Annotated in this window: 17 protein-coding genes; 4 read left to right on the top strand and 13 right to left on the bottom strand. The window is 67.8% G+C overall.

Annotated elements, in window-relative coordinates; translation table 11 throughout:
- Window positions 1-333: 333 nt before the first annotated feature.
- The gene (locus B0A89_RS07010; protein WP_085377532.1) at window positions 334-1,110 is read right to left on the bottom strand and encodes a division plane positioning ATPase MipZ; all 777 of its coding nucleotides are present in this window, start codon (window positions 1,108-1,110) and stop codon (window positions 334-336) included.
- Window positions 1,111-1,269: 159 nt separating this feature from the next.
- On the opposite strand from B0A89_RS07010, the gene B0A89_RS07005 reads away from it, so the two are divergent.
- Complete coding sequence (locus B0A89_RS07005; protein ID WP_157115273.1) at window positions 1,270-2,154, top strand: MBL fold metallo-hydrolase; 885 nt, start codon at window positions 1,270-1,272, stop codon at window positions 2,152-2,154.
- Window positions 2,155-2,339: 185 nt separating this feature from the next.
- On the opposite strand, the gene rpmE is transcribed toward B0A89_RS07005, so the two are convergent.
- The 9 genes from rpmE to ffh form a co-directional block, all read right to left on the bottom strand.
- On the bottom strand, window positions 2,340-2,561 hold the full coding sequence (gene rpmE, locus B0A89_RS07000; RefSeq protein WP_085377531.1) for a 50S ribosomal protein L31: 222 nt from the start codon (window positions 2,559-2,561) through the stop codon (window positions 2,340-2,342).
- Between the two features lie 11 nt (window positions 2,562-2,572).
- On the bottom strand, window positions 2,573-2,971 hold the full coding sequence (rplS, locus tag B0A89_RS06995; protein ID WP_085377530.1) for a 50S ribosomal protein L19: 399 nt from the start codon (window positions 2,969-2,971) through the stop codon (window positions 2,573-2,575).
- Window positions 2,955-3,827 carry a tRNA (guanosine(37)-N1)-methyltransferase TrmD gene (gene trmD, locus B0A89_RS06990; protein ID WP_085377529.1) on the bottom strand — a complete coding sequence of 291 codons (873 nt, stop codon included), beginning with the start codon at window positions 3,825-3,827 and terminating at the stop codon, window positions 2,955-2,957. Before trmD ends, rplS begins: the two co-directional genes overlap by 17 nt.
- On the bottom strand, window positions 3,824-4,147 hold the full coding sequence (locus tag B0A89_RS06985; RefSeq protein ID WP_085377528.1) for a hypothetical protein: 324 nt from the start codon (window positions 4,145-4,147) through the stop codon (window positions 3,824-3,826). The genes trmD and B0A89_RS06985 overlap by 4 nt, the downstream gene beginning before the upstream one ends.
- Window positions 4,140-4,646, bottom strand: coding sequence for a ribosome maturation factor RimM (gene rimM / locus B0A89_RS06980; protein WP_085377527.1), 507 nt, complete (start codon window positions 4,644-4,646; stop codon window positions 4,140-4,142). The genes B0A89_RS06985 and rimM overlap by 8 nt, the downstream gene beginning before the upstream one ends.
- 65 nt (window positions 4,647-4,711) lie before the next feature.
- Complete coding sequence (gene rpsP, locus B0A89_RS06975) at window positions 4,712-5,164, bottom strand: 30S ribosomal protein S16 (RefSeq protein WP_085377526.1); 453 nt, start codon at window positions 5,162-5,164, stop codon at window positions 4,712-4,714.
- A 24-nt stretch (window positions 5,165-5,188) separates the two neighbouring features.
- A complete protein-coding gene (locus B0A89_RS06970; RefSeq protein WP_085377525.1) occupies window positions 5,189-5,485 on the bottom strand; it encodes a chorismate mutase in 297 nt (98 codons plus the stop codon).
- Window positions 5,482-6,036, bottom strand: coding sequence for a GNAT family N-acetyltransferase (locus tag B0A89_RS06965; RefSeq protein WP_338045715.1), 555 nt, complete (start codon window positions 6,034-6,036; stop codon window positions 5,482-5,484). Before B0A89_RS06965 ends, B0A89_RS06970 begins: the two co-directional genes overlap by 4 nt.
- A complete protein-coding gene (gene ffh / locus B0A89_RS06960) occupies window positions 6,033-7,529 on the bottom strand; it encodes a signal recognition particle protein (protein ID WP_085377524.1) in 1,497 nt (498 codons plus the stop codon). The genes B0A89_RS06965 and ffh overlap by 4 nt, the downstream gene beginning before the upstream one ends.
- A gap of 212 nt (window positions 7,530-7,741) precedes the next feature.
- Between ffh and B0A89_RS06955 the strand changes: the two genes are divergently transcribed.
- On the top strand, window positions 7,742-8,323 hold the full coding sequence (locus B0A89_RS06955) for a peroxidase-related enzyme (protein ID WP_085377523.1): 582 nt from the start codon (window positions 7,742-7,744) through the stop codon (window positions 8,321-8,323).
- A 4-nt stretch (window positions 8,324-8,327) separates the two neighbouring features.
- On the opposite strand, the gene B0A89_RS06950 is transcribed toward B0A89_RS06955, so the two are convergent.
- Window positions 8,328-9,110, bottom strand: a complete 783-nt coding sequence (locus B0A89_RS06950) for an aldolase/citrate lyase family protein (protein ID WP_085377522.1) — start codon at window positions 9,108-9,110, stop codon at window positions 8,328-8,330.
- Between the two features lie 17 nt (window positions 9,111-9,127).
- Window positions 9,128-11,110 carry a protein meaA gene (locus tag B0A89_RS06945; RefSeq protein WP_085377521.1) on the bottom strand — a complete coding sequence of 661 codons (1,983 nt, stop codon included), beginning with the start codon at window positions 11,108-11,110 and terminating at the stop codon, window positions 9,128-9,130.
- A 198-nt stretch (window positions 11,111-11,308) separates the two neighbouring features.
- On the opposite strand from B0A89_RS06945, the gene ccrA reads away from it, so the two are divergent.
- A complete protein-coding gene (ccrA, locus tag B0A89_RS06940; RefSeq protein WP_085377520.1) occupies window positions 11,309-12,601 on the top strand; it encodes a crotonyl-CoA carboxylase/reductase in 1,293 nt (430 codons plus the stop codon).
- A 65-nt stretch (window positions 12,602-12,666) separates the two neighbouring features.
- On the opposite strand, the gene B0A89_RS06935 is transcribed toward ccrA, so the two are convergent.
- Window positions 12,667-12,894 (bottom strand): hypothetical protein, encoded by a 228-nt coding sequence (locus B0A89_RS06935; RefSeq protein ID WP_085377519.1) that lies wholly within the window; start codon window positions 12,892-12,894, stop codon window positions 12,667-12,669.
- 313 nt (window positions 12,895-13,207) lie between these two features.
- Here B0A89_RS06935 and B0A89_RS06930 point away from each other — a divergent pair, with 313 nt between their 5' ends.
- Entirely contained in the window at window positions 13,208-13,414 is a 207-nt protein-coding gene (locus B0A89_RS06930; RefSeq protein ID WP_085377518.1) for a cold-shock protein, read from the top strand.
- Window positions 13,415-13,423 lie beyond the last annotated feature (9 nt).

Raw genomic sequence — 13,423 nt, 5'->3', positions numbered from 1 at the left:
GCGCCCCGCCGCCGCGACCGGGTGCCGGGTGGTCGGCCACCGGCCACGGCCTGCATTTGCCTGCCGCCCCATCGCAGGATGCCGGCTGCTGCCCCGCTGACCGCAAGTCTGGCCTGGCGGCGCGCGCCCTTGGCCTTTGTGACCGGCATAACGGCCGGATCGCAACCGCCGCCCAGCAGGGGCGTCCTGCCGGGGCATGTCGGCGCAATGCGTCAGGCCCCGGCCAGGGTCTGCATGGCCGATGCGGGACGCCCGGCGCCAGCCGGTTTCCTGCAGCGCCTTACAACCAGGCCATCCCGGCCCTGCGGCTCGGGCATCCCGCGGGGCGCCATCCTAAAGCCTGACCGTCACCCCCGGCAGGCGCAGTTCGATCAGCACGTCGCGCAGTTCCTGCCGCGCCGCGATGTTGGACATCGACAGGCTTTGCGTTCCGATATCGCGCAGGTCCAGCAGCGTCAGGCCGCGCGGGAACAGTTCGCGAAAGATCACCCGCTCGGCAAAGCCGGCGGCGACGCGAAAGCCGATGCGCCTTGACAGCCGCTCAAGCGCGGCGCCGACCTTGCGCTTGTTGTGCATCTCGGTCGTGCCAAGGCGGTTGCGCAGCACGATCCAGTCAATCGGGCCGGCCCCGGCCTGGCCGCGCAGCTGGCGCGCGTTCCAGACCATCTCGGCATAGATCGAGGGGCCGAGCACCTCACCCTCGGGCGACATCCGCGCCAGCAGGTCGAAATCGATGAAGCTGTCGTTCATCGGCGTGACCAGCGTATCGGCCACGGCATGCGCCATCTGGCTGAGCCGGGTATGCGATCCGGGGCAGTCGATCACGACAAAGTCGTGATCGGCCGCCAGCGCGGTCAGCGCCGCCGACAGCGGGTCATCGCCTCCGCCGCGCGGCAGCTCGCCCAGGGTCGGGCTGGGCAGATCGGCGCCTTCGCGCCGCAGATAGGCCGCGCGGTTTTCCAGATAGCGGCCAAAGCTGCGCTGACGCACGTCAAGATCGAGCGCGCCGACCCGATGCCCCATCCGCGCCAGTGCGATCGCCACGTGCATCGAGGTGGTGGACTTGCCCGACCCGCCCTTTTCGTTGCCGACAACGATGATATGCGCCACGAATCGTCCCTTTGTCCCAGCCTGCGAAAGCTAGCCCCCAGCCGTCATGGTGTCATGGCAGCCCCTGCAATCACCTGCGGAAAACCGCCGCGTTGACGCACGGCTCTCAGGCGTGACAGTGACGCGCAGCACCTGTCCGCACTGCAAGAGGAGCCAGAGTTGGCGCAGTCTCCCATCGTCCACAGCTTCTTTGATCGCCCGACGGGCAGCCTGCAATATGTCTTTCACGATCCGGCGACGATGCGGGGGGCCATCGTCGATCCGGTGTGGGATTTCTGCCCGCGCGCGGCCCGCACCGGCACCGCCAACGCCGATCGCATCCTGGCCCATGTCCGCGACCAGGGGATCGGCGTCGACTGGATCCTGGATACCCACCCCCATGCCGACCATTTCTCGGCCGCGGTCTATCTGTCCCAGCAGCTAGGCGGCGTGCCCCGCGCCATTGGCGAAAAGGTGAGCCAGGTGCAGGCCATCTGGCGGCGCCTTTATGACGATGACCGGCTGCCGCAGGATGGCAGCCCGTGGGACCGGCTGCTTGCGGATGGCGAGACGTTCAGCGTCGGCACGATTCCCGTGCGCGTCATGCTGTCGCCGGGGCACACGCTGGCCTCGGTCACCTATGTCGCGGGGGATGCGGCCTTTGTCCATGACACGCTGATGATGCCCGCGGCCGGCAGCAGCCGGGCGGATTTTCCGGGCGGTGACGCGGGAATGCTGTGGGATTCCATCCGCGCGATCCTGGACCTGCCGGCGGAAACGCGGCTTTTCGTCGGGCATGACTATCCGCCCAAGGGGGCCGAGCCGTCCTGCATGGCCACCGTGGCCGAGCAGCGCGCCACCAACCGGCATGTCCGCGACGGGATCGGCCGGGACGAGTTCATCGCCCTGCGCGAGGCACGCGACCGCACCCTGCCGCTGCCCGCGCAGATGCTGTATGCCCTGCAGGTGAACCTGCGCGGCGGGCGCCTGCCCGAACCGAATGCCGGGGGGCAGCGGTTCTTCAAGGTGCCGGCGGATCTGTTCGAGATGCCCGCCATGGGCTAGGCGCATCCAAGCGGGCCGCGATGCGGCAATGCCTCGTTGACAGGCAAAGGCCGCCGCTCAGGGATGGCGCGCAGCCCGTGCGGCGGCGCGCCGGGACAACGCCCGTCCCTCGCACCCGGACGGCCCGCCCCTGCGAATGAAAAACGCCGCCCCGAGGGGCGGCGTCGTCAGCAGGCTGCGCCGGATCAGAAGCCCAGGCCGGCGTATTTGTTCTTGAAGCGCGAAACGCGCCCCCCGGTGTCCATCAGCTTGGCCGAGCCGCCCGTCCATGCCGGGTGCGAGGTCGGGTCGATGTCCAGCGACATCGTGTCCCCTTCCTTGCCCCAGGTCGAACGGGTCTGGTAGGTCGTGCCATCCGTCATCTTGATCGTGATGGTGTGGTATTCGGGATGAGTGTCGGCTTTCATCGCGCAGGGCCTCAGGCGTTTGCGTTGGCGTCGGCCTTGGCGGCCTTCGGCTTGTAGTTGGTGACTTCGGCGATGCGGGCCGACTTGCCGCGGCGATCGCGCAGGTAATACAGCTTGGCGCGGCGCACACGGCCGCGGCGCACGACCTCGATCGAATCGATATTGGTCGAATACAGCGGGAACACCCGCTCCACCCCCTCGCCGAACGAGATCTTGCGGACGGTGAAGGACGCGCCCAGCGTCGCGCCGCCCTTGCGGCTGATGCAGACGCCCTCATAGTTCTGCACGCGGGTGCGGGTGCCCTCGGTCACCTTGTAGCCGACGCGGATGGTGTCGCCGGCCTTGAAATCCGGGATGGTCTTGCCGAGGCTGGCGATCTGCTCGGCCTCGAGTTCAGCGATCAGGTTCATCGCAATCGTCCTTGTCATGGCTCGCGGCGGTCCCGCGATTGGTGTGATGCGCCCGAGAGCTGCGGTCCTTTGCCGGGTCGATACCATCCTGGTATGCCCGCCACAGATCGGGGCGGCGTTCCTTGGTCAGCCTTGCGGCCTCGTCCGCCCGCCATTGCGCGATGGCCGCATGGTTGCCGGACAGCAGAACGTCCGGGACGCGGCGGCCTTCCCATTCGGCGGGCTTCGTATACTGCGGATGTTCAAGAAGACCGTGAGAGAAGGACTCTTCGGCCAGCGAATCCTGATTCCCCAGCACGCGCGGTATAAGGCGGACGGTCGCGTCGATCAAGACCTGAGCGGCCAGCTCGCCCCCTGTCAGGACATAATCGCCGATGCTGATTTCCTCGATCCCGCGGGCGTCCAGGATGCGCTGGTCCACCCCCTCGAACCGGCCGCAGATCAGCGTGACGCCCCGTCCCTGCGCCAGCGCCCGCGCGCGGGCCTGTGTCAGCGGGCGGCCGCGCGGCGACAGATAGAGGATCGGCAGCGCCGGATCTGCCTGGCGCAGCGCCGCGTCCAGCACATCGGCGCGGATCACCATGCCCGCCCCGCCGCCGGCGGGTGTGTCATCGACATTGCGGTGCCGGCCCAGCCCATGATCGCGCAGGCCGATGGTGCGTAGCGACCACAGCCCCTCGGCCAGCGCCCGGCCGGTCAGGGACAGGCCGAGGACACCGGGAAAGGCCTCGGGGAACAGGGTGACGACATGGGCGGCCCAGGCGGACGCCAGTTCGGCCGGGGCCATCAGATCGCGGGGGGCAAGACTGGCGCGCACGGCGATGCGGCCATGGCTGCGCGGGGGCGGGCTGCTCATCGGCGCACCGCGAACCAGTCGGTTCCGGCAAGGATCGCCCCCGCCCCCGACAGCGCCAGAGGCCCCGGCGCGCCCCAGGGTGCAACGATGCCCAGCGACAGGCCGGCAAGGAACAGAAGGCCGGTGCCCAGCGCGGCCGCCGCCGCTGCCCCGGCCAGATGCAGGGGCGTCGCCCATATCCGGCCCGGCCGGGCCAAGACCAACGCAGCAGCCGACAGCACGGCCAGCAGCCCGGCGGCCCAGCCCCCTGCCCGGCCCATGCCGGCCAGCAGCGGTCCTGCCGCCAGCAGGGCGCCGCCAAGCGCCTGCCGGCTATTCATCGCTGCCCGGGGGGTCGGCGACGATGCGCCCAGCCGCAAGGTCGATGGTGGGCACCGCCGCGCGGGTGAAGGGGATCAGCAGCGCGCCGCCCGGCCCTGCCACATCCAGGATGTCGCCCGCGCCGTGATCGTGGATGGCGCGCAGCCGGCCCAGCACCGCGCCCCCGGTATCGACAACCGTCAGCCCGATCAGGTCGGTGTGATAGAATTCGTCATCAGGCAGCGCGGGCAGCGCGCCGCGATCGGCCCACAATGTCGCGCCCTTCAGCGCCTCGGCCTGCTCACGGGTTTCCACCCCTGACAGCCGCGCCCCCAGCCCGCCATTGACGGGGCGGGTCAGGCGGACGGCAAAGCTTTGCCGGCCATCCTCGGTCCATAGCGGGCCATAGGTGGCGATATCCTCGGCCACCGCGCAAAAGCTTTTCAGCCGCACCTCGCCGCGCACGCCGAAGGCGCCGCCGATGGCCCCGACACAGATGCGATTGGACGGATCAGCCATGCGGGCCCCCTGCGGTCAGGGCGGGCGCAAGACGCGCCCGCCGCATTATCCGGCCTGTGCGGCGATCAGGCCGATTCGGTGCCGCTGGTCGCTTCGGATGCGTCCAGGGCGGTTTCGTCGGTGACGCCGGCCTGCGCGGGGGCCGGGCTGTTCGCTGCCTCGGCGGCGGCGGCACGGGCGGCTTCCTCGCGGTCGGCGCGCTTCTGGGCGCGATCCTTGGCAGCCTTGCCCGGTTCAGCCTTCTTGGGGTTGTTGCGCGCGGTCTTTTCCTGCACGCCGGCGGCTTCGAGGAAACGGGCAACGCGGTCGGTCGGCTGCGCGCCCTGGCTCAGCCAGTATTGCACGCGCTCCATGTCCATCCGGATCCGATCTTCGGAATCCTTGGGCAGCAGCGGGTTATAGATGCCCAGCTTTTCCAGGAAGCGGCCGTCGCGCGGCATCCGGCTGTCGGATGCGACAATGGCATAATGGGGGCGTTTCTTGGACCCGCCGCGGGCGAGCCTGATCTTCATGGCCATGTTCTGTCTCCTTGGATGGCTTGGTCATTTCTGGAACTGTTCGTGATGCCGGATGACCTCGGAAATCACGAAATTGAGCAGCTTGCGGGCAAAGGCCGGATCGAGGTCGGCCTCGCGGGCCAGCCGCTCGAGCCGTTCGATCTGCACCGCCTCGCGGCTGGGGTCGGAGGGCGGCAGGTCATGTTCGGCCTTGAGCCGCCCCACCGCCTGCGTGTGCTTGAAGCGTTCGGCCAGCGTGAAGACCAGAACGGCATCCAGCCGGTCGATGCTGGCCCGGTGATCCTTCAGCAGCGCGGCGGCGCGGGTGGCGTCATCGGTCATGCCTGCACCTCGGGGTGGCGCCAGATCTGGCAGGGCTTGCCCAGCAGTTCGGCGTTCCGCTCGAACGTCGCGCCCAGCCGTTCGGCCAGCCGGATCGAGCGGGCATTTGCCGGGTCGATATGGGAAATGACACCGTTCAGCCCGAACAGCCGCGGTCCGGCGGCGCGGGCCGCCAGGGCCGCCTCATAGGCGATGCCCTGACCCTCGAAGCCCTCATAGACCTGCCAGCCCAGTTCGGGTTCGGACCAGACAGTCGGGTTCAGAAACCCGGCGCGGCCAGCCACCTGACCCGTTGCGCGCAGCTCGATTGTCCATGATCCGTAGCCGCGCAGCAGCCAGTGCCCCAGCGCCGAGGATGTCCCGCGCCAAGCCGCCCAGTCAGCGCCGCGCGGTCCGTCCCTGCCGACGACCGCAGAGCCGCCGCCGACAAAGACCGACCGTTCCGACGCATAGAAACCCGCAACCGCCGGCAGGTCTGCCTCGCGCGGCTCGCGCAGGATCAACCGTTCGGTTTCGATCACCGGAATATCGACGGACAGCGTCGTCATCATTTCTTTCCGAACAGCCCCGACAGCCCGCCGGGCAGGTTCAGCCCGCCAAGTTGCCCGCCAAGCCCGCGCGGATCCTGCAACAGCTTCGTCGCCTCGGCCATCTTGGCCGGATCGACATCGGCCAGATCGGGCAGACCGCCGCCCTTGCCGGACATGGCGCGCATCGCCTGCTTCAGCATCGCGCCCTTGCCCATCTTGCTGACCTTCTTCATCGTGTCGGCCATCTGCTTTTGCATCTTGAGCAGCTTGTTCAGCTCGGCCACATCCATGCCGGCGCCGGCGGCGATGCGCCGCTTGCGTGATGCCTGCAGCAGGTCGGGATTGGCCCGTTCCTTCTTGGTCATGGAATTGATCAGCGCGATCTGGCGGCGGATCATCCTGTCGTCGATGCCGGCGGCCTCGGCCTGCTTGGCCATCTTGCCCATGCCGGGCATCATGCCCATGATGGACTGCATCCCGCCCATCTTCTGCATCTGTTCCAGCTGGCCGCGCAGGTCGTTCATGTTGAACAGACCCTTGGCAAAGCGCTTCATCATGCGCTCGGCTTGCTCGATCTCCAGCGTCGCCTGCGCCTTTTCGACCAGGGCCACGATGTCGCCCATGCCGAGGATGCGGCCCGCGATGCGTTCGGCGTCGAAGGTTTCCAGCGCGTCCATCTTTTCGCCAAGTCCGACGAAGCGGATCGGCTTGCCGGTCACCGCGCGCATCGACAGCGCCGCGCCGCCCCGGCCGTCGCCGTCCATCCGCGTCAGCACGACGCCGGTGACGCCGACCTTGGCGTCGAACTCGGTCGCCACGTTCACGGCGTCCTGCCCGGTCAGACCGTCCACGACCAGCAGCGTCTCGCGCGGGTTGGCCACGTCGCGGACCTGCTGGACCTCGTCCATCAGCGCCTGGTCGATGTGCAGCCGGCCGGCGGTATCGAGCATATAGACATCATAGCCGCCAAGGCTGGCCTGCTGCTTTGCCCGCCGCGCGATGGCGAGGGCGTTCTCGCCCGGCACGATGGGCAGCGTATCGACCCCGATCTGCCGGCCCAGGATCGCCAGCTGTTCCATCGCGGCGGGGCGGTTTGTGTCGAGGCTGGCCAGCAGCACCCGCTTGCGATCGCGTTCCTTCAGGCGCCGGGCCAGCTTTGCGGTCGTCGTGGTCTTGCCCGACCCTTGCAGGCCGACCATCAGGATCGGCGCGGGCGGCGTGTCGATGCGCAGCGTTTCGGGCGCATCCTCGCCGCGCAGCATGGCGATCAGTTCGTCATGGACGATCTTGACGACCTGCTGGCCGGGGCTGATCGACTTGGTGACGGCCGCGCCCGTGGCCTTGGCCGTGACCGCGCGGACGAAGCTGCGCACGACGGGCAGCGAGACATCGGCGTCGAGCAGCGCCTGGCGCACCTCTCGCATGGCGGCGGTCACGTCATCCTCGGTCAGCGCGCCCTGCCTGGTCAGGCGGTCGAAGACACCGCCGAGGCGGTCTGAGAGGCTTTCGAACATCCGCGGACCCTCCGCTTGCGATAAAACCAGACGCCCCCGTGGGCGCAGCCGCGCTGACGGGGGGCGATCCCCGGCCATGCGGGGACCGGAAGGGCATCCTTCCGGGAATCCGGGTGGACATTTCAGATCAGGGCATGAGAGTCAACCGGGGCGATGGGGGCGCTGCCCCCGCCCTTCGGGCCCCCCCGGGGTATTTGGACCAGAAAGAAGCCATGGACGCACCGATCAGCCGCTTCACCATTCCCAACCTGCGCGCACTGCCGCCCGACATGCAGGAAATGATCCGCGCCGTTCAGGAAAAGTCGGGATTCGTGCCGAACATCTTCCTGGCGCTGGCCCATCGCCCGGCCGAGTTCCGGGCCTTCTTCGCCTATCACGATGCGCTGATGGACAAGGACGAGGGGCTGTCCAAGGCCGAGCGCGAGATGATCGTGGTGGCCACGTCCGGCCTGAACCGCTGTCAGTATTGCGTGGTGGCGCATGGCGCCATCCTGCGCATCCGCGCCAGGGACGCGCTGATCGCCGACCAGCTGGCCATCAACTGGCGCAAGGCCCCGCTGTCGGACCGGCACTGGGCGATGCTGAACTTTGCCGAGATGGTGGCGATGGACGCCGAGAACATCACCCAGGACGATCATCTGGACATGGCCGAGGCGGGCTTTACCCCCGACGAGATCTGGGACATCGGCGCGATCGCGGCGTTCTTCGGGATGTCGAACCGGCTGGTGAACATGGCCGAGATCCCGCCGAACGAGGAATTCTACATGCTGGGCCGGGTGCCCAGGGGGGCATAGGTCATCAGCGCGCCGGCTTGAGCGCCAGCCCCTCGGCCGCAGCGGCGCGAATTGCGGCGGCATAGGTTGTCACGTCGATCGCAGTCGCAACAAAGCGGGCGCCCTGCGCCAGCGCCCAGGCGGCCTCGTCCCGCCGCGTGAACAGCGTCCCTGGGGCCTTGCCCGCCGCGGCGATGCGGGCCAGCGCATCCGCGATCGCCGCCCGCACCTCGGGGTGGGCGCTGTCGCCCGGATGGCCCATGTCCGCCGCCAGGTCGGCGGGGCCTATGAATACCCCGTGGACCCCTTCGGTCGCCACGATCTCGTCCAGCGCCGCCAGTCCGCGGCGGGTTTCCACCTGGACGCCCAGCCAGATCTGTGCGTCGGCCGTCGCCAGATAATCGGGGATTCCCGAGAACCGCGAAGCCCGCGCCAGCGCCGCCCCCACCCCGCGATGCCCGTCGGGCGGATAGCGGACGGCGCGCGCCAGATGCGCCGCCTGCGCCGCGCTTTCGACGAAGGGGATCAGCAGCGACTGCGCCCCGATGTCCAGCGCCTGCTTGATCGCCCAGTCCTCGCCCATCGGCAGCCGCACCAGCGGCAGGCTGGCCGAGGCCTCGACCACCCGCAGCTGCGACAGGATCGAGCGCAGGTCGTTGGGCGCATGCTCGCCATCGATCAGCAGCCAATCGAAACCGGCTGTCGCGGTGATCTCGGCCAGGTAGGGATCGGCAAGGCCGACCCAAGCGCCGATCAGCGTCTCGCCCGCCGCCAGCCGGGCCTTGAAGCGGTTTTCCGGCGCGGGCATGGGCGCGTCCTTTCGTGTCAGGCCGCCCGGTCCGCCGGATCAACCAGCGTCACGAGATCGAGCATGATCCGGTTCAGTTCGAAGTCCTTGGGCGTATAGACCCGCGCGACACCCATCGCCAGCAGCCGGCGGGCATCCTCGTCGGGGATGATGCCCCCGACGATCACCGGCACATCGCCCAGGCCCGCTGCCTGCATGCGGGCCATCACATCCTCGACCAGCGGCAGGTGGCTGCCCGACAGGATCGACAGGCCGACGACATGGGCCTGTTGCTCGCGCGCCGATTGGACGATCTGTTCGGGCGTCAGGCGGATGCCGTCATAGGTGATGTCCATGCCGCAGTCGCGGGCGCGAAAGGCGATCTGTTCGGCGCCGTTGGAATGGCCGTCGAGGCCCGGCTTGCCGACGACGAACTTCATGCGCCGCCCTAGCTTGGCGCTGACCGCGTCCACCGCCTCGCGGATCGGCTCCAGCCCCTCGGTGCGGTTCGAGGGCGCAGGCGAGACGCCGGTCGGCCCGCGATATTCGCCGTGGACCTGGCGCATGACGCCTGCCCATTCGCCGGTGGTGGCGCCGGCCTTGGCGGCGGCGATCGAGGCCGGCATGATGTTGCGCCCAGCCGTCGCGTCCTCGCGTAGCTGCGCCAGCGCGGCCGCGACGGCGGCCGCGTCGCGGCTGGCGCGCCAGTCGTTCAACCGGGCGATCTGGTCGGCTTCAACCGCCGGATCGACGACCATGATGCCGCCATCGCCCGCGGTCAGTGGCGAGGGCTCGCCCTGCTGCCAGCGGTTCACGCCGACCACGACCGTCTCGTTATCCTCGATCCGGTTCAGCCGGGCGGCGTTCGAGCTGACCAGCTGCGACTTCATGTAGTCGATGGCCGCGATCGCGCCGCCCATCTCGTCCAGCAGCTTCAGCTCGGCCCGCGCGCCGTCCTTGAGTTCCTCGACCTTGGCCGCCACCGCCGGGTTGCCGTCGAACAGGTCGCCAAATTCCAGAAGGTCGGTTTCATAGGCCATGATCTGCTGCATGCGCAGCGACCATTGCTGGTCCCAGGGGCGCGGCAGGCCCAGCGCCTCGTTCCACGCCGGCAGCTGCACGGCGCGGGCGCGGGCGTTTTTCGACAGGGTGACGGCCAGCATCTCGATCAGGATGCGATAGACGTTGTTTTCCGGCTGCTGCTCGGTCAGGCCAAGGCTGTTGACCTGCACGCCATAACGGAAGCGGCGGTATTTCTCGTCCTCGATGCCGAAACGGTCGCGCGTGATCTCGTCCCACAGCTCGGTGAAGGCGCGCATCTTGCACAGCTCGGTGACAAAGCGGATGCCGGCGTTCACGAAAAAGCTGATGCGGCCGACCATCGCGGGGAAATCTTCGGCCGCGACCTTGGTTTTCAGATCGTCCAGCACCGCGATGCCCGTCGCCAGCGCATAGGCGAGCTCCTGCTCCGGCGTCGCCCCGGCCTCCTGCAGGTGATAGGAACACACGTTCATCGGGTTCCACTTGGGCAGGTGCTGCGCGGTATAGGCCGCGACGTCGGTGATCATGGCCAGCGAGGGCTTGGGCGGGCAGATATAGGTGCCGCGCGACAGGTATTCCTTGACCAGGTCGTTCTGAACCGTCCCCTGCAGGGCCGCCACGTTCGCGCCCTGTTCCTCGGCCACCGCGACATACAGCGCCAGCAGCCAGGGCGCGGTCGCGTTGATGGTCATCGAGGTGTTCATCTGGTCCAGCGGGATCTGGTCGAACAGCGCCCGCATGTCGCCCAGATGGCAGACGGGCACGCCGACCTTGCCGACCTCGCCGCGCGCGAGCACGTGATCGCTGTCATAGCCCGTCTGGGTCGGCAGGTCGAAGGCGACGGACAGGCCGGTCTGCCCCTTGGCCAGATTGCTGCGATACAGCGCGTTGGATTTCGCCGCCGTGGAATGGCCGGCATAGGTGCGAAACAGCCAGGGCTTGTCCTTGGGCTGAGCTGATTGGACCGTTGTCCCGACCATCTTTCACCGCCTGCGCAAGATTCTTACATCTTGGACAGGATACAGAACATAATGATGCGCAGTCAATTCGCTGCAACGCGGCGGACACAATATTGCGCATATACACATCAATGCTGTTGCAAAGTTGCGGGGACGGTTCTAGCGATTCCGCAGGATGCGCCGATTCCACGGCGCCGCACCGCCTGACGAGGACACGACATGGCCCTTGACGCACCCAGCCCCATCGCCCCCTATGACGCGCCTGAAAAGGATCTGTACGCGATCGGCGAAATGCCCCCTCTGGGCTATGTTCCGCGCCAGATGCATGCATGGGCCATCCGCCGCGAACGCCATGGCGAGCCGGAACAGGCGATGCAGCTCGAGGTGGTGGACACCCCCTCCATCGACAGCAACGAGGTGCTGGTCCTCGTGATGGCGGCGGGCGTCAACTACAACGGCATCTGGGCAGGGCTTGGCCAGCCGATCAGCCCCTTCGACGGACATGGGCAGCCCTATCATATCGCCGGCAGCGATGCGTCCGGCATCGTCTGGGCGGTCGGCGACAAGGTCCGCAACTGGAAGGTGGGCGACGAGGTCGTCATCCACTGCAACCAGGACGACGGCAATGACGAGGAATGCAACGGCGGCGACCCGATGTTCAGCCCCACCCAGCGCATCTGGGGCTATGAGACGCCGGACGGCAGCTTTGCGCAGTTCACCCGCGTGCAGGCCCAGCAGCTGATGCCCCGCCCCCGCCACCTGACATGGGAGGAATCGGCCTGCTATACCCTGACCCTCGCCACTGCCTACCGGATGCTGTTCGGGCATGAGCCGCATGAACTGAAACCGGGCATGAACGTGCTGGTCTGGGGGGCCTCGGGGGGCCTTGGCTCCTATGCGATCCAGCTGGTCAACGCGGCCGGCGCCAACGCCATCGGCGTGATCTCGGAGGAGGACAAGCGCGATTTCGTCATGGGGCTCGGGGCGCGCGGCGTCATCAACCGCAAGGATTTCAGGTGCTGGGGCCAGCTGCCCACCGTGAACACCCCCGAATACAAGGACTGGTTCAACGAGGTCCGCAAGTTCGGCAAGGCGATCTGGGACATCACCGGCAAGGGCAACAACGTCGACATCGTCTTCGAGCATCCGGGTGAGGCGACCTTTCCGGTCAGCACCTTCGTCTGCAAGAAGGGCGGCATGGTGGTGATCTGCGCCGGCACCACCGGGTTCAACTGCACCTTCGACGTGCGCTACATGTGGATGCACCAGAAACGCCTGCAGGGATCGCATTTCGCCCATCTGAAACAGGCTGCGGCCGCCAACCGCCTGATGCTCGAACGGCGGCTGGACCCCTGCATGTCCGAGGTCTTTCCCTGGTCGGAGATCCCGCAGGCGCATACCAAGATGATGCGCAACCAGCACAAGCCCGGCAACATGGCGGTGCTCGTGCAGGCGCCGGTGACGGGCCTGCGCACCTTCGAGGACGCCCTCGAAGCGGGACCGCAGGGCTGAGGCGCCATCTTCGGTCCGGAAATATCCTCGGGGGTCCGGGGGCAGACAGCCCCCGGTCCGGCCGCTCAGTAATTTCCCGGCGGGTCGCTGGCGGGAAAGGATTGGTCGATCTGCTCGTCAAGTTCGTCCCAGTCGCGCGGCGGATCGCGCATGGCATCGGCCCCGGCGGGGCGCACGAACTCGGTCGCCGGCAGGTCGGCGGCAGCAGCGGCCAGCCTGGGGTGAATCGCGGCCAGCCCAGGCGCTGAGGCAGGCCTGCGAGGGCGATCGCGCAGGAACGAGGCGATCAGCATCGCCGTCCCGCCAACAGCGATCAGAGGAAGGATGGATAGGGGACGATGGCGGCAACGCATGGGCTTGACCTTTCCTGCACGCAGCATTCCCCCACAAACGTGCCGGCCAAGCACAAGGTCCACGGATTTTCCTGAAATCGGCGGCGTGCGGCCCGGCAAGGGGGTTGACCTTTGCCGACCCATCATGAATAAGGGCCACGTAGCCTTTCTCTCTGCCTTCTGTTTGTCGTTCCGGCTTCAGTCTGCATCCAGTGACTGTCGCCTACCGGGTCGCCGCGCAATGCGGGCGGCAAACATCAGAAGGAATATCACGATGGCCAAGGGCACCGTGAAATGGTTCAACGCCACCAAAGGCTTCGGCTTCATCGCTCCGGAAGGCGGCAAGCGCGACGTGTTCCTGCACATCAGCGCCATGGAACGCGCCGGCATCCGCGAACTGCCGGATGGAACCGCTGTCACCTATGACCTGGAAACGGGCCGCGATGGTCGCGAATCGGCGACCAACCTGTCGCTCGCCTGAACTGCCGGG

The sequence above is a fragment of the Paracoccus contaminans genome (genome assembly GCF_002105555.1).
Classification (GTDB): Bacteria; Pseudomonadota; Alphaproteobacteria; order Rhodobacterales; family Rhodobacteraceae; genus Paracoccus; species Paracoccus contaminans.
This window is presented reverse-complemented; position numbering and strand designations above follow the sequence as displayed.

Bases quoted from the DNA above. Each gene is read 5' to 3' on its own strand.
- rpmE (WP_085377531.1), bottom strand. From the start codon at position 2,561: ATGAAAGCCGACACTCATCCCGAATACCACACCATCACGATCAAGATG.
- B0A89_RS06955 (WP_085377523.1), top strand. From the start codon at position 7,742: ATGGACGCACCGATCAGCCGCTTCACCATTCCCAACCTGCGCGCACTG.
- ffh (WP_085377524.1), bottom strand. From the start codon at position 7,529: ATGTTCGAAAGCCTCTCAGACCGCCTCGGCGGTGTCTTCGACCGCCTG.
- trmD (WP_085377529.1), bottom strand. From the start codon at position 3,827: ATGAGCAGCCCGCCCCCGCGCAGCCATGGCCGCATCGCCGTGCGCGCC.
- B0A89_RS06935 (WP_085377519.1), bottom strand. From the start codon at position 12,894: ATGCTGATCGCCTCGTTCCTGCGCGATCGCCCTCGCAGGCCTGCCTCA.
- B0A89_RS06950 (WP_085377522.1), bottom strand. From the start codon at position 9,110: ATGCCCGCGCCGGAAAACCGCTTCAAGGCCCGGCTGGCGGCGGGCGAG.
- B0A89_RS06985 (WP_085377528.1), bottom strand. From the start codon at position 4,147: ATGAATAGCCGGCAGGCGCTTGGCGGCGCCCTGCTGGCGGCAGGACCG.
- B0A89_RS06965 (WP_338045715.1), bottom strand. From the start codon at position 6,036: ATGATGACGACGCTGTCCGTCGATATTCCGGTGATCGAAACCGAACGG.
- B0A89_RS06945 (WP_085377521.1), bottom strand. From the start codon at position 11,110: ATGGTCGGGACAACGGTCCAATCAGCTCAGCCCAAGGACAAGCCCTGG.
- rpsP (WP_085377526.1), bottom strand. From the start codon at position 5,164: ATGGCCATGAAGATCAGGCTCGCCCGCGGCGGGTCCAAGAAACGCCCC.
- B0A89_RS06930 (WP_085377518.1), top strand. From the start codon at position 13,208: ATGGCCAAGGGCACCGTGAAATGGTTCAACGCCACCAAAGGCTTCGGC.
- rimM (WP_085377527.1), bottom strand. From the start codon at position 4,646: ATGGCTGATCCGTCCAATCGCATCTGTGTCGGGGCCATCGGCGGCGCC.
- rplS (WP_085377530.1), bottom strand. From the start codon at position 2,971: ATGAACCTGATCGCTGAACTCGAGGCCGAGCAGATCGCCAGCCTCGGC.
- ccrA (WP_085377520.1), top strand. From the start codon at position 11,309: ATGGCCCTTGACGCACCCAGCCCCATCGCCCCCTATGACGCGCCTGAA.
- B0A89_RS06970 (WP_085377525.1), bottom strand. From the start codon at position 5,485: ATGACCGATGACGCCACCCGCGCCGCCGCGCTGCTGAAGGATCACCGG.